Here is a 15271-nt window from a genome sequence, read left to right as displayed (position 1 = left end):
ATGCTGGTCGAACGCCGAGGAGGAGCCTTTCCCGCCGACCTGCTGATGCGGGTCGGGGCGGCGTGGCTGATGGTCGCGGCGGTGCTCGTCGCGGTCAACTGGCAATCCATCGACGGGCGCCAGTTTCCCGATCCCGACGATGCGATGCGGCTGGTTCAGGTGCGCGATCTGATCGCCGGGCAAGGCTGGTTCGATCTCACCCAGTACCGCGTCGACGCGCCGGGCGGCGGCGTCGCGATGCACTGGTCGCGGCTGGTCGATATCCCGCTCCTGCTGGTGATCCTGCTGCTTTCGCCGATCCTCGGCGCAGGCGCGGCCGAGGCTGCGGCGCTGGTCATCGTGCCCCTCGTCACCCTGTTCATCGCCATGCTGCTCGCCGCGCGTATTGCCTGGCGGCTACTGGGCGAAGAGGAGACGATGCTGACTTCGCTGCTGATGGCGCTGTCGGTCCCGCTCCTGTTCCAGCTTTCGCCGCTGCGGATCGATCATCATGGCTGGCAGGTCGTGTGCGCGCTGTGGGCGATGAATGCCCTGATGGCGCGCTCGCCCGGGCTGGGAGCCTTCGGTCTCGGGGCGAGTTTCGCGACATGGCTCGCGATCTCGGTCGAGGGGCTCCCGCTTGCCGCGGCGATCTTCGGAGTGCTGGCGCTGCGCTGGCTGCGGGACCGCTCGCAGCGGGCCTGGCTGGTCGGCGCGATCCAGTGGCTTTCGGTCGTGAGCGCGGCGCTGTTCCTGCTGACCCGCGGCATCGGCGACCTCGCGGTTCATTGCGACGCGATCGGCCCGCTCCATCTCGCCGTTTTCGGCTGGGGCGCGCTGGTTCTCACCCTGCTGGGGCGGACCGAGCCCGCGCCGGTCGCGCTGGTGCTTGCCGGATTCGCGCTCGCCGCGGGCGGCGCTCTCGCCCTGGTGCTCGTCGCCGCGCCGCAATGCGCGATCGGCGGGGGTTTCGCGCAGATCGATCCGCTCGCGGCTCAGCACTGGCTCGCCTACGTGAACGAGGGCCGCCCAGTCTGGCACCAATCGCCTGTCGACGCGCTGCCTTTCGTGGTCGCCCCGCTGATCGGCCTCATCGCCGCCTCGCGGCTGGGGAGGCATTCGGCGGGCTGGCTGCGCCGGTTCTGGAGCGATTACGCGCTGATCCTCGGGGCTGCGCTGCTGATTGCGCTGTTCGTCGCGCGTGCCGGGGCGGTGGCCTGTGCGCTGGCCGCGCCGCCGCTCGCCTGGCAGGTGGGGCAATGGCTGCGCGCCGCGCGCAAGATGAAAAGTCCCGCGCGCCGCATGGCGGCGATGTGCGGCATCGCCCTCGCGCTCGTCCCGACCTTTCCGCTGACCCTGATCGGCCCCGCCATCCCCGCCAACGCCGCCCGCGGGGACGAGGTGGCTCTGGCGGGTTCGCTGCGCCAGTCCGACTGCGATATTGCCGCCGCGGGCGATGTCCTCGCCGCGCTGCCCAGGGGCGAGATCTACGCCCCGCTCGACATCGCACCGGCCCTGCTGCTCGAAAGCCGTCACAGCGTCGTCGCGACGCCCCATCATCGCGGCCACGAGGCGATCGGCGCGGTCATCGCCGCTGCTATCGGGACAAGCGAGGAAGCGCGCGCGGCACTTGTCGCGCGTGGGACCGATTACGTCGCCCTGTGCCCCACGCTCGGCGAGCCGCGCCATTATGCAAACCTGTCGCGACAGGGTTTCGCAGCGCAGCTGCTCTCGGGCGAGGTGCCCGAATGGCTCGAACCGGTCGAACTGCCCGAGGATACCTCGCTCCTGCTGTGGCGCGTCAGGCCGGTCTGAAATCGAGCGCGGCGCCGTTGATGCAGTGCCGCTTGCCGGTGGGCCGCGGCCCATCGCCGAAAATGTGCCCCAGATGCCCGCCGCAATCGGCGCAATGCACCTCGGTGCGCGGAATTCCGATCTTGTAATCGGTGCTGGTGGCGACCGCGCCCTTGTCGATCGCCTTGTAGAAGCTCGGCCAGCCCGTCCCGCTGTCATATTTGTGGGCCGAGGAATACAGAGCGTTCCCGCATCCCGCGCACACGAAGGTTCCCGCGCGCTTTTCCTCGTTCAGGGGCGAGGTGTAGGGCCTCTCGGTCCCCGCTTCGCGCAGGACGTAATATTCACTTGTCGTCAGGGCCTTGCGCCATTCGGCCTCGCTTTTCGAGACCGGAAAGTTCTCGCGCGCGCTCGCCGGGCCGGAGCCGCAGGCGCCCAGCAGCGGCAGCGCGGCGACGCCCGCAGAAGCGGCGACGACGAAGGAGCGGCGGGAAGGGGTGAGGTTCATTGCGGGGTTTTCGTGTGTACTGTTCACCCTGCTATTACGCCACACCCCGCCTGAAGGTTTCATGACCGAACCCACGGGTCGCAATCAGAATTCGGTGATCTCTACCTCGAGCTTGCGGAAGCCGTGGACGAAATTCGCCCGCACCCGTTCGACATCGCCCGCGACATGGACCCGCATCCGGCGCTTGTGCATCTCTTCAAGCAGGAGGCGCAATTGCATCTCGGCCAGCCGCGCCCCTACGCAGCGGTGGATGCCGTAGCCGAAGGCGATGTGGCGGCGCGCATTCTCGCGGCGGATGTCGAGCTTGTGCGGGTTCTCGAACACCTTTTCGTCCCGGTTCGCGCCGAGATACCACAGCACCACCTTGTCGCCCTTCTTCACCGTCTGGCCGAAGACATCGGTATCCTCGGTGCAGGTGCGGCGCATGTGCGCGAGCGGGGTGATGTAGCGCAGGCATTCCTGCACCGCATTGGGGATGAGTTCAGGATTCTCCTCGAAAGCTTTGCGCTGGTCGGGGAACTTGTCGAGCGCGTGGACGATCCCGCTCATCGTGTTGCGGGTGGTGTCGTTCCCGCCGACGATCAGCAGGACCAGATTGCCCATGAATTCCTCGGGCCGCATCTGGTTCATCGCTTCGGAGCGGATCATCATGGAGATGAGATCGTCGCCCGAAGGGTCCTGCGTGCGCTCCACCCAGAGCGACTGGAAATAGGCCGCCATCTCCTGGAGAAAGCTCCAGCGTTCTTGGTCGAGATCGCGCACCGTGGCGAGTTCGGTGTCGCCCGCCCAGTCGGACCACAAGGTGAGCAGGCGCCGGTCCTCCCAGGGGAAGCCGAACAGGATCGCGAGCATCCCGGTGGTGAGTTCGATCGAAACCTTGTCGACCCAGTCGAAAGTCTCGCCGCGCGGCAGCGAATCGAGCAGTTCGCCGGTGCGCGCGCGGATATCGCCTTCCATGTCGGCCATCGCGGTGGGGGTGAACTTGGGCGCAACGGTGCGGCGCTGGCCGGTGTGCTGCGGGCGGTCCATCGCGATGAACATCGGCAATTCGCGCGTGTCGATATTGCTCGCGGCGGCCTCTTCCTCGGTCAGCCGTTCGAGGATCGTGATGCCGCCATATTCCCAGCTCGACGAAAAGGTCTCGGGCAGGGCCTCGATGTGCTGGATCGCCTTGTGATCGACCACCGCCCAATAGGGGCCATAGGGGCTTTCGGGGATGTAATGGAGCGGCCCTGCGTCCTGCATCTCCTTGAAGATCGGCTGCCAGCGATCCTCGAAATAGATGTCGGAACGCGACACGTCCCATTTGTGAGGGTGATTGAGCCGCTCGTCGGGATGCTTGTCGTAATGCTGCTTGAGCGCCTCGTAGGCGGTCGGCGAACGGCGCACTTCGGGCCGTTTGGGGGCGATGGTTGCCATGGCTCTCTCTCCTCGAGGGGAGCGGCCGTGCCTTATCGCATCTCGGGAATCCCGCTCCCGTTCGCAGGACATCCTGCCCTAACTGACAGCGCTGTCAATAGTGAGTTTCGTTCAGCCACCTATTCGGCCGGTTCGACCAGCGCTTCCGGCCCGGGGCGGGCGCGCCAGCGGCGGCGCTTCGCGCGGCCGGCCCCGCCCGATTTCATCACCCGCTTGCGGAACAGCATCGACCCGCCCCTGACCAGCGCCAGCACGGCGAGGCCCTGCCAGGCGAGCGCGGCGGCGTGGGTCCACAATGTCTCGTCCATCGCCGCGCGCGCCAGCATGGCAAAGGGCGAGGAGAGCGGGAACACCAGCGCCGCCAGTTCGAGCGAGGAGCCGGGCTGCGTGATCGTGTAGGCGGCAAGGAAGAACACCATCAGCTGCATCATCGTGACCGGCATAGATAGCGTCTGCACCTCGCGCACCGTGTTCGCGAGTGCGCCGATCGTCAGGAACAGCGCGCCGAGCAGGAGGTAGGCCATCGAGAAATAGGCGATGCCGAGGATCGCGAAGAGCCCCCAGCCCACGGCGGGCGCGGGAAGGTCGGACGGATCGCTTCCCATCGCCGCGGTGACGGCATCGCCGCCGAGGCTCCACAGTCCCCAACCGACAGCGCCCCAAACCGAAATGCCGACAAAGCTGACGCCGAGCATGGCGAAAAGCTTGCCCATGAAGACCGCGTCCATCGGGATCGCGGCGGCGAGAATCTCTATGATCTTGTTCGCCTTTTCCTCGACGAGGTTCGACAGCACCATCCCGGCGAGCAGCATGGTGAGAAGGAACAGCAGCATTTGCGCGGCCTGCGCGGTGCGGATGCGGTTGGATCGCTGCGACGCGCCGCTGGTGGCGACGATTTCGGTCCGGACCTCGGGGAAGGCGGCGGGCGCGGCTCCGGCGGCGCTCGCGGCGATCAGGCCGATCGGCCCCTGCCAGTGCGCGACCTGCGCCTCGGTCCCGACGAGGCGCGGGGCCTCCGGGCTGCCCGAAAGGATCGCGGCGTAATTGGCCCGGCGCGCTTCGAGAAAGGCCCTGGCGTCGAATCCGGGCTCGCGCGCTTCGGGCACGGCGGCAAGCCGCGGCAGCGCGCTGCCCAGTTGCGGGCGCAGACTTTCGCGCGCGGCGATCATGGCGGCATTGTCCGGCTCGGACATGGCAAGGCCGATCTCGACGCTCACCGCCTCGCGCTGGACCTGGCTGCCGATGCTCCCCGCCAGCCCGCCGACGATCACCGGAAAGAGCGGGCCCAGAAGGAAGAACAGGAAGGCGCGGCTGAACAGGACGGCGACGAAATCGCGCCGGGCGATGACCCAGGCGGCCTCGAGGCTGGAGAGGCGCGATCTGGCGTTCATGTCGGGGTTCATCGCGCGGCCTCCTCGTTGTCTGCGGCCAATTGCCGCGCGGCGGCCTCGCCCGCGATCGCGACGAAGGCGTCGTGCAATCCCGCGCGCTCGATCGACAGCGAGAGGATGCCCGCCTCGCCCTCGATCAGCTGGCGCAGCAGCGGCTCGATCCCCGTTTCGGGGAGCGGGAAATGGAAGAAATCGCCCACCCGGCGCGTTTCGGCGGGGAGCGCCTGCATCCAGCGCCCTTCGCGGGCGCGGGTTTCGAGCCTGACCTGCGCCGGAATGCGGTCGCGCGCGGCCTCGACGCTGCCGGCATAGGGGACGCGGCCACCTGCAATGATCGCGACGCCTTCGCACAGCCTCTCGGCATGGTGGATGACATGGGTCGAGAAGATCACCGTCACCCCGTCATCGGCGAGATTGCGGATCAGCACTTCGAGCTTGCCCTGGTTGATCGCGTCGAGCCCCGAGAATGGCTCGTCCAGCACCACGAGGCGCGGGCGATGCACCAGCGTGCCGAGCAATTGCACCGTCTGCGCCATGCCTTTCGACAGCTGGCGGATCGTGCGACCGGCGGCATGGGCTAGGTCGTGGCGTTCGAGCAGTTCGGCCGCCCGCCTGCGCCCTTCGGCGAGCGGCAGGCCGCGCAGCGCGCCCATGAAGGCGATCGCCTCGACCGCCTTCATCGCTGGGTAGAGCCCGCGTTCCTCAGGCAGATAGCCGATCAGCCGGCCGATATCGTGCGGACGGTCGTGCCCGAACACGCGGCGCACCCCTTCGTCGGGGTCGATGATGCCGAGCAGCATCCTCAAGGTCGTCGTCTTGCCCGCGCCATTGGGGCCGAGCACGCCGTAGATCGCGCCTTCGGGCACGGAAATGTCCACCCCGTCGACCGCGCGCGTGCCGTCGAAGCTCTTGATCAGCCCGCGCGCTTCTATCGCGAGGGGTCGATTATCGCCGGCGGATGCATATTTGCCCGCCGCGCCCAGTTCGCCTACCGCCATATCCATGACTTCCACGGTTAACGCGCGAGACTAAACGGGAGTAACCCCAAGCATGGTTAACGCGCCGGTAAGCACGTCCGGGGACGCACCGCTGGAAGAGCGAATAGCGGAGCGCGCGCACGAGCTGGGCTTTGCCGCCTGCGGCTTCGCCAGCGCCGAAGAGGACCCGGTGCGCGCCCGGCGGCTCGAGGAATGGCTGGGCGAGGGCCATCACGCGACGATGGAATGGATGGAGACGCGGTTTCACCACCGCCGCTCGCCGCAGGGGCTGTGGCCGCAGGCGAAGAGCGTCATCGCCCTGGGCATGAGCTATGCGCCTGCCAACGATCCCTTCGCGCTCGAACATGTGCGCGATCATGCGCGCATTTCGGTCTATGCACAGGGCAAGGACTATCACGATGTCGTGAAAAAGCGCCTGAAAGCGCTCGCCCGCTGGCTGGTGGCGGAGGAGGAGGGCGCCGAGGTCAAGGTCTTCGTCGACACCGCGCCCGTCATGGAAAAGCCGCTGGGCGAAGCGGCGGGGATCGGCTGGCAGGGCAAGCACACCAATCTCGTCAGTCGCGAACACGGCAGCTGGCTGTTCCTGGGCGCGATCTATACCACCCTCGATCTCGCCCCGGCCGATCCGCACCGCGACCAGTGCGGTTCCTGCCGCGCCTGTCTCGACGTGTGTCCGACCGATGCCTTCCCCGCGCCCTATCGCCTGGATGCACGCCGCTGCATTTCCTACCTCACCATCGAGCACAAGGGCCCGGTGCCCGAAGACCTGCGCGAAGGGCTGGGCAACCGCATCTATGGCTGCGACGATTGCCTTGCCGTGTGTCCGTGGAACAAGTTCGCGTCGCAAGCCCGTGCGATGAAGGAATTCCTCCCCCGCCCCGAACTGGTTGCCCCGCGCCTTGCCGAATTGCTGGGTCTGGACGATGCGGGATTCAGGGCGCTGTTCTCGGGTTCTCCGATCAAGCGGATCGGGCGGGACCGGTTCGTGAGGAATTGCCTCTATGCCGCCGGGAACAGCGGCGAGGCCGCGTTGTCGGGGCCGTGCAAGGCGTTGCAGGACGATCCCGACCCGGTCGTCGCCGAAGCCGCCCGCTGGGCGCTGGGAAAGCTCAGGCAAGCTCCTTGAGCGGAACTGCGGGATCGGCCAGCAGGTCGCGATCGACCCGCTCGACGCCCCTCTCGAGCAGCTTCCTGCCCTGCACGTAATCCTTCATCGTGTTCACGCAGTCAAAGGCGATCGGCTTACCTTCCTTGAGATAGACCACGGTGAACTTGCGGCTGTCGGGATCGCCGCGCAGCACCGTCTCGTCATAGCCGAGGCTGAGCCCTGCGGTCTGGAGTTTCAGGTCATACTGGTTCGACCAGAACCACGGCAGCGCGCCATACGGTTCCTTCTCGCCCATGATCGCGCGGGCGACGGTGTTCGCCATGTCATGCGCGTTCTGGACCGATTCCAGCCGGATCACCGCGCTGCCGGCGAAAGGATTGGCATGGGCGGCGCAGTCGCCGATCGCGTAGATGTCGTCCAATGTGGTGCGGCAGCAGAAATCGACGTCCACCCCGTTCGAACCGGCCGCCCCGGCAGATATCAGCGGGGCGACGGCGGGGACGATGCCGATGCCGACGACCACCATGTCGCACTCCACCACCTCGCCCGAGGTCAGCTGCACCCCGGTGACACGGCCCGCTTCCTCGCCGAGGATCTCGTTGACCCCGGTCTCCAGCCGGACGTCGACGCCCTGCCTGCGGTGTTCCTCGGCATAGAAGCGCGACAGGTCCTCTCCTGCGACCCGTGCGAGCAAGCGTTTCTGCATCTCGATCAGCGTAACCTCGCAGCCGAGCTTGCGCAGCACGGCCGCCGCCTCGAGCCCGATATAGCCGCCGCCGATGACGACCGCTTTCCTTGGACCGTCCGCCAGCGCTTCCATCATTGCGTCAGCATCGCGCTTGTCGCGGATGTAGAACACGCCCTTGAGCCCTGCGCCGGGGCAGGACAGACGGCGCGGATCGCCCCCGCCCGACCAGATCAGCTTGCGATAGCCGATCTTGCTGCCGTCCGAGAGCGTGACCACGTGCCGGACCGGATCGATCGCGGTGACGCCCCGGCCCAGCACGAGATCGATCCCCTTGTCGGCCCAGAACTTCTCCGGCCGGATCATGATCCGCTCGAAATGCTTTTCGCCGGCGAGATATTCCTTCGACAGAGGCGGGCGTTCATAGGGCGGCGAGGTGTCGCGCCCGATCATCAGGATCGTGCCCTCATGGCCCTGCTGGCGCAATGCGATCGCGACCTGCGCGCCGCCATGGCCGGTCCCGACGATCACCACGTCGGCATTCTTCGGCGTCTTGTCCTCTCCATCCATGGCGCGATGCGTCACCGAAAGCGGGGCCGAGGTCAAGCCTTACGGGCCGAGCAGGTTGCGGGCCTGGCTCGCGATTTGGGCGAGGACGGCGGGGCCGACCGGCGGGTGCGCCTGCGCGCGTTCGACCACGGAGCGGAAACGGCGGATCGCGGCGGCGTTCTCCTCGGCCCAGCTGTCCACCGCCGGAGCGATCTCCCCGCCCTTGCGGCGCACCAGACGGCGCAGGAAATCGAGCCGCATCTGCTGGAAATCGCGCGCCAGCCCGGCGACGAGCAGGCGCTCCCACACGTCCGAAGGCTCCATCAGCGCCGCCGTGCCCTGCGCCCAGTCGAGCCCGAGGCGCATGCCGAGCGCGGTGAAGGCCTCGGTCAGTTCGAGCACGGGCACTTCGGTCCTGCGCGACAGCCGTGCAAGGCCGACCGCGCCGTCCATCTCGAACAGGTGGACCACCCGCGCAGCAAGATCGGAGGGCGTACCGGCCGCTTCGAGCTCGGCCTGCATCCGGTCCGAGCGCTGGCGCGATTCGCCCACGAGCACCGCGCCCGTCGCCTTCGCAAGTTCGGCGATTCCGGGCGCGAGTTCGTCCGCCAGCGCGCTCGCCGCCTGCCGCGCAGCGCCCGCCCGCAGCAGGTCGGCCATCTGCGCGCGCAGCGCATGGGCGGTGCGGTCGAACAGCATCAACCGCGTCGCTTCGCTCACATCCGCGGTGTCGAGCGCGTCCCACAGCGCGCTGCAATCGAACAGCATGTCGAGCGCGACAAAGGCCTTGGCGATCGAGGCAAGGCTCGCGCCCTCTTCCTCGGCGAGTTCGAAGGCGACCAGCAGGCCGAGCCGGTTGACCATGCGGTTGGCGATTTCGGTCGCGATCAGTTCGCGGCGCAGGCGGTGCGATCGGATCTCCTCGCCGAAACGCTCCTGCATCGGCCCCGGGAACATGCCGAGCAGAACCGCCTCCAGCGCGGGATCGTCGGGCAGGTCGCTCGCCTCGATCGCGTCCTGCAGGGCGAGCTTGGTGGAGGACAGCAGCACCGCGAGTTCGGGGCGGGTGAGGCCCTGGCCCTCGCTGGAGCGGCGCACCAGCGTCTCGCCATCGGCAAGGCCCTGCGTGCGGCGGTCGAAATCGCCCATCTCCTCCAACCGCTCGATCAGGCGGACATAGGATGCGCTCTGGTCCGGCCCGGCCGCCTCGGCGACGGACAGGGCGAGCGCCTGGAGCCGGTTGTCCTCGAGCACGATTTCGGCGACCTCCTCGGTCATCTCGACCAGCAGGCCGTTGCGCTCCTCGCGCGTCAGGCGGCCCGATTTCATCGCCGCGGCAAGCGCGATCTTGATGTTGACCTCGTTGTCCGAACAATCGACCCCGGCCGAATTGTCGATGAAATCGGTGTTGATCCGGCCTCCGCCCAGCGCGAATTCGATCCGGCCCGCCTGCGTGACGCCGAGATTGGCGCCTTCGCCGATGACCCTGGCGCGCACGTCCTCTGCATCGATGCGCAGCGCGTCGTTGGCAGGATCGCCCACAGCGATGTGGTTTTCGCGTTCGGCCTTGATGTAGGTGCCGATCCCGCCGAACCAGATGAGGTCCACTTCGGCGCGCAGGATCGCGGAGATGAGCGCATCGGGTTCGATCTCGCTATCCTCCAGGCCCAGCATGGCGCGAACCTCGCCCGACAGTTCGATCCGCTTGAGATCGCGCGAGAACACCCCGCCGCCCCCGGAAATCAGCGACTTGTCATAATCCTCCCAGCTCGAACGCGGCAGGTCGAACAGGCGCTTGCGCTCGGCCCAGCTTGCCGCCGGGTCGGGGTCGGGATCGAGGAAGATGTGGCGGTGGTCGAAAGCCGCGACGAGCTTGATCGCCTTCGACAGCAGCATGCCGTTGCCGAACACGTCGCCCGACATGTCGCCGCAGCCCGCGACGCGCACGCTTTCGGACTGCACGTCGATCCCCATTTCGAGGAAGTGCCGCTGGACCGAAACCCAGCCGCCGCGCGCGGTGATGCCCATCGCCTTGTGGTCGTAGCCGTTCGACCCGCCCGATGCGAAGGCATCGTCGAGCCAGAATTCGCGCGCCTGTGCGATCCCGTTCGCCACGTCGGAAAAGCGCGCCGTACCCTTGTCCGCTGCGACGACGAAATAGGGATCGTCCCCGTCGGTCACGACGACATGCGCCGGATGGACGACCTTGCCCTCTTCGATATTGTCGGTGACCGACAGCAGGGTGCGGATGAAGACCTCGTAGCTCGCCTGCCCCTCGGCCGCCCAGCCTTCGCGGTCGAGCGCGGGGGAAGGCAATTGCTTGGGATAGAACCCGCCCTTGGCCCCGGTGGGAACGATCACCGCGTTCTTGACCTTCTGCGCCTTCATCAGGCCGAGGATCTCGGTGCGGAAGTCGTCGCGCCGGTCGGACCACCTCAGCCCCCCGCGCGCGACCGGGCCGGAGCGCAGGTGGATGCCCTCGACCTGGCGCGAATAGACGAACACCTCGCGCCACGGCAGCGGCTTGGGCAGGTTGGGGATCAGTGCCGAATCGATCTTGAAGGCCAGCGCTTCCTCGGCCGCCGGGGCAAACGCATTGGTGCGCAGGCACGCATCGACCACCGCGCGATACAGGCGCAGCAGCCGGTCGTCATTGATCGCCGCGACCCTCGCGAGGCCGGCGGTATAGGCGCGCTCGGCGGCCTTGCAGGCCTCTTCGCGCTCCGCCTCGAAAGCCGGGTCGTGACGGGCGAGGAAGAGGTCGATCATCGCCCGGGTCACGTCGGGCGCACGTTCCAGCGCGTCGACCACGGTGTAGATGGTAAAGCCCATCCCCGTCTGGCGCAGGTAGCGATAGATCGCGCGCAGCCAGTTCGCCTCGCGCGCGGCGAGCGCGGTGCCCATCACCAGCCGGTTGAAGGGATCGTCCTCGGCCCCGCCATTGAGCACCTCGGCGATCGCCGTCTCGATCGCCTCGCACCGCGCGAGCAGGCTCTCGGCCTCGGTTCCGGGCGGCAGGTCGAGCGTGAAATCGTGGATCGTGCCGAGCGCGCCGCCAGCGAGCAGGGTCGGAATCTCGGTCACCACGCGAAAGCCGAAATTCTCGAGCGCGGGAACCGCATCCGACAGCGCCAGCAGGCCGCGCGTGTAATAGATCTTGAGCCTGAGGCTCCCCGGCAGGTCGGTTTCGAGCCGGTAAAGCCGCACGTCGCGGGGCGGGGCCGCGTCCTCGCGGTCGGCGGCGGCGAGCGCGCGCAGCCGGGCGATGTCGCGCGCGGCTTCGGCGGGGCCGTAATCGCCGCGATAGCCGGGCGGAAAGGCGGGGGCATAGCGCGCCGCGATCGCAGTCGCGCGGCCCGGTTCTTCGCCCTCGGCGAGATGCGTCTCGACCGCCTCGCCCCAGCCGCGCAGCAGGTCTTCGAGATTGGCCTCGATCGCGGCGGCATCGGGCGCGCTGCGGCTCGCCCTTGTGTCGAGCAGGAATTGCAGCAGGGCAAGGTCGCTGCCCTCGATCTCGAGGCTCCAGTCGAGCAGCGCGGTCCCCGGCTCCTGCGTCAGCAGCGCCTGGATGCGCATGCGCACATCGGTCGAGATCGTGTCGCGCGGCAGCCAGACGAAGGCGAAGACATGCCGGGCGAGCGGCGAGGGAACCAGCACCAGCCGCGGGCGCGGGCGGTCCATCAGGCTCATCATCGCGGTGGTCAGCCGGGCGATCTCGTCGTGACCGAAGGCCACCAGCAGGTCGTGCGGCAGGGTGGTGAAGGCGTGGACGAGGCTCTTGCCCGCATGGCCCGCCCGGTCGAAGCCGAGTTCCTGCGTCACCCGTGCGAGCGCGGCCCGCAGGATTGGAACGTCCTGCGGCGGCGAAGCGAGCGCGGCGCTGGTCCACACGCCGGCATGGATCGACAGCGCGGTCGTCCGCCCGCGCTCGGTCCCCTCGTTTTCCCGGTGGGGCACGATGAACAGGTCGAGCGGGACGCGGCGATGGACATTGGACAGCCGGTTCGCCTTGATCACCAGCAGCGAGCGCGGCTCGCCTTTGCCGCCCTCCCCTTCATCGCCCCCTTCGGCGCTGGCGTCGAACCACGCAAAGGCGCGTTCGTAGGACATTTCGGCAAGGATCTCGCGCGCGCTCGCGCGGCAGATGCCAAGCGCGTCCTCCTCGGTCCCGTCGCGCCGCCGGGTGAGATGGCCGAGCTGGGTCACCATGCCGTCATTGAGCCAGCGGAGCAGCGCGGCGGCTTCCTCGTATTCGGGGCCGGAGCCGCTTTCGCTCGCCGCGATCCGATCGGCATCGGCGCGCATCGCCTGCTGCATCGCGCCCCAATCGCTCACCGCCGCGCGCACATCGCCCAGCGTGCGGCGCAATTCGGCGAGCAGGTCGCGGCGATGGCGCGCATCGACGCGCGGCGTCTCGATGTAGACGAAGCTTTCCTTGCGCCCCGTTTCCGCAGTGCCGAGCCCGGTCAGAGTGCCGTCGGCATCGCGCTGCACGGGGATCACCGGGTGGACCAGCCGGTCGATGCTCACGCCCTGCGCGGTGAGAGTGGCGGCGATCGAATCGACGAGGAAGGGCATGTCGTCGTTGACGATCGCGATGCGCAGGCGGCGGCGGCCGTCGGTGGCGGATTCGATCGTGATCGCGGCGCGTTCGCTTTCGCGGTGGGAAGCGGCTTCGAGCAGGAAGACGGCAGCATCGGCAAGCGCTTCGTCCTCGAGCGGGATGTCGCCCGGCAGGATCGCGGCGCTCATGCGCTCGGCTAGCACCTCGGCAAGGTCGCCCGTGGCGGCGTTCCCGGCGGGATTCGAGACCATCTGTTGCTCCTGGAACCTCGACCCGGCCTGGCGCGCCCTCATGTTGCGGCGCAACATTATTATGCCGGGGTGTTGTTATGCTGCCGCCGATACAGGCTTTGCCCGGGCGGGCGCAAGCACCATTGCCACGCTTTCGCCGCCCTTTTGTGACGGTTCGCCCCGGCTTTCCTCAAGCGGCGGGGACGGCCTCCAATGCCTCCATCGTGCTTTCGAGCGACCTTATGCGGTCCTGCGGATCGTAGGTCGCGCCGCACAGCATGATCTCGTCCGCGCCGGTGCGGCGGATGAAGGCGTGGATCGCCTCGCGTACCTCGCGCGCAGTGCCGACGGCGGCAGCCTGCCCGATATGGTCGAGCATCGCGCGCGCCGGGGCGGGCAGCGTGTCGGTGTAGTCCTCGATCGGCGGCGGGAGCTTGCCCGGATTGCCCGTGCGCAGCCGCACGAAGCTTTGCTGCTGGCTTGATGCGAGGGTGCGCGCCTCGCGCTCGCTCGGCGCGCAGAAGACGTTCATCGCGACCATGACATGCGGCTTGTCGAGCGCCTCGGAAGGCTGGAAATCGCGGCGATAAAGCGCGAGCGCGGCGTCGAGATGGTCGGGCGCGAAATGCGCGGCAAAGGCATAGGGCAGGCCGAGCCGGGCGGCGAGGCTCGCGCCGAACAGCGAGGAGCCGAGCATCCACATCTCGACCTTGGCGCCGAGGCCGGGCGTCGCTGTGATCGGCAATTCGACATCGCCCGTGAGCAGCGCGCGCAGTTCGAGCACGTCCTGCGGGAATTGCTCGGCGGCCTGGTGGAGGTTCTTGCGCAGCGCGCGCTGCAGTTCCGGCCCCGCCCCGGGCGCACGGCCGAGGCCGAGATCGACCCGGCCGGGGAAGAGCGCATCGAGCGTGCCGAACTGCTCGGCGATCTGGAACGGCGTGTGGTTGGGCAGCATGATCCCGCCCGAACCGATGCGGATGGTGCTGGTCGCATTGCCGATATGGGCGAGCACGACCGAGGTCGCCCCGCCGGCTATCCCGTCCATCGCGTGGTGTTCGGCCACCCAGAAACGCTTGCACCCGGCGGTCTCGGCGGCGCGGGCGAGGTCGGCGGCGGCGGCGAAGGCTTCGGCAAGCGTGCCCCCTTCGCGCACGGGGACGAGATCGAGGACGGAAAATCGGGTCATTGTTGCGGCTCCTCTCGCGGCGCATTGTCCACTGCGGGAGGGAGCTGTGCAAGGTAAGCCTTTGCCGTCTTCGCCGCGAGGCTTTCGGGCTGGGTGGCGATGACCGATTCCCAGCTTTCGCGCGCGGCCTCTTCGCGCCCCGCAAGCACCGCGATCACGCCCGCCTCGAGCCCGACCGCGCCGTCCATGGGGACAAGTTCCACCGCGCGCTCGATCGCGGCCTGCGCCTCGTCCAGCCGTTCCAGGCGCCGCAGCAGGGTCGCTTCGAGCAGCCACGCTTCGCCGCTTGTCGGTGCGAGCCGGGTCGCATCGCGCAGCGCTGCGAGGGCGTCCTCGGGCCGATCGAGCGCCACCAGCGCGCGCCCCCGGTCGAGCGCGGCGATCGCCTCGAGACTGGCGGAGGCGGCGGTGCGCGCATCGTCCTCGGCGGCGGCGAGCAGGGTGAGCGCGCTCGCCGGGTCGCCCGCCGCCAGCGCGGCATTGCCTGCCATCGCCCCGAACCGCGCACGCGTGCGCGCCTCGCCTTGCGGCGTCTCGTCGCGCGCGGCGAGGAAGGCGGCGCGCGCATCGTCCCACAGGCCAAGCTCGGTCGCCGCCACGCCAAGGCAGTGATTGGCGATCACGCGCTGCTCGCCGAAGGTCTCGTTCCGGCGGATCTGCGCCTTCGCATGGGCGCGCGCCGGGTCGTCGACTACCTGTTCGAGGCAGCTTTTCAGCCATTGACTGACCGGATCGAGCGGGGCCTCGATGGTTTCGGCGGCACGGGGGGGACGGTTGACGAGTTCGTCTGGCTCGCCCGCAATCGCGCCGGCGGTGGGGTCGGGGCCGACCTGCAGGAGAAGCGCTAGGAAGAGGGACAT

At 68.4% G+C, this 15271-nt stretch carries 10 protein-coding genes; 2 read left to right on the top strand and 8 right to left on the bottom strand.

Features of this window, described 5'->3' with window-relative positions; all coding sequences use genetic code 11:
• The gene (locus Ga0102493_RS14970) at positions 1-1794 is read left to right on the top strand and encodes a hypothetical protein (protein WP_083228530.1); all 1794 of its coding nucleotides are present in this window, start codon (positions 1-3) and stop codon (positions 1792-1794) included.
• On the opposite strand, the gene msrB is transcribed toward Ga0102493_RS14970, so the two are convergent.
• From msrB to Ga0102493_RS14950, 4 genes are all read right to left on the bottom strand, one after another.
• A complete protein-coding gene (gene msrB, locus Ga0102493_RS14965; protein WP_034902476.1) occupies positions 1781-2281 on the bottom strand; it encodes a peptide-methionine (R)-S-oxide reductase MsrB in 501 nt (166 codons plus the stop codon). The genes Ga0102493_RS14970 and msrB overlap by 14 nt on opposite strands.
• A gap of 84 nt (positions 2282-2365) precedes the next feature.
• Positions 2366-3700, bottom strand: coding sequence for a cytochrome P450 (locus Ga0102493_RS14960; protein ID WP_034902473.1), 1335 nt, complete (start codon positions 3698-3700; stop codon positions 2366-2368).
• Between the two features lie 119 nt (positions 3701-3819).
• A complete protein-coding gene (locus Ga0102493_RS14955; protein ID WP_236922249.1) occupies positions 3820-5091 on the bottom strand; it encodes an ABC transporter permease in 1272 nt (423 codons plus the stop codon).
• An 8-nt stretch (positions 5092-5099) separates the two neighbouring features.
• Positions 5100-6095, bottom strand: coding sequence for an ABC transporter ATP-binding protein (locus Ga0102493_RS14950; protein ID WP_034902888.1), 996 nt, complete (start codon positions 6093-6095; stop codon positions 5100-5102).
• 46 nt (positions 6096-6141) lie between these two features.
• Here Ga0102493_RS14950 and queG point away from each other — a divergent pair, with 46 nt between their 5' ends.
• On the top strand, positions 6142-7215 hold the full coding sequence (queG, locus tag Ga0102493_RS14945) for a tRNA epoxyqueuosine(34) reductase QueG (protein WP_081845585.1): 1074 nt from the start codon (positions 6142-6144) through the stop codon (positions 7213-7215).
• Here queG and Ga0102493_RS14940 read toward each other — a convergent pair.
• From Ga0102493_RS14940 to Ga0102493_RS14925, 4 genes are all read right to left on the bottom strand, one after another.
• Positions 7199-8452: an NAD(P)/FAD-dependent oxidoreductase gene (locus Ga0102493_RS14940; RefSeq protein WP_034902467.1), complete on the bottom strand. Its 1254-nt coding sequence runs from the start codon at positions 8450-8452 to the stop codon at positions 7199-7201. The genes queG and Ga0102493_RS14940 overlap by 17 nt on opposite strands.
• Positions 8453-8491: 39 nt before the next feature.
• A complete protein-coding gene (locus Ga0102493_RS14935; protein ID WP_034902884.1) occupies positions 8492-13246 on the bottom strand; it encodes an NAD-glutamate dehydrogenase in 4755 nt (1584 codons plus the stop codon).
• Between the two features lie 169 nt (positions 13247-13415).
• Positions 13416-14411 (bottom strand): LLM class flavin-dependent oxidoreductase, encoded by a 996-nt coding sequence (locus Ga0102493_RS14930; RefSeq protein ID WP_034902465.1) that lies wholly within the window; start codon positions 14409-14411, stop codon positions 13416-13418.
• Positions 14408-15271, bottom strand: coding sequence for a tetratricopeptide repeat protein (locus tag Ga0102493_RS14925; protein ID WP_051697796.1), 864 nt, complete (start codon positions 15269-15271; stop codon positions 14408-14410). The genes Ga0102493_RS14930 and Ga0102493_RS14925 overlap by 4 nt, the downstream gene beginning before the upstream one ends.

Origin of the sequence: Erythrobacter litoralis (assembly GCF_001719165.1) — a bacterium.
GTDB classification, from domain to species: domain Bacteria; phylum Pseudomonadota; class Alphaproteobacteria; order Sphingomonadales; family Sphingomonadaceae; genus Erythrobacter; species Erythrobacter litoralis.
This window is presented reverse-complemented; position numbering and strand designations above follow the sequence as displayed.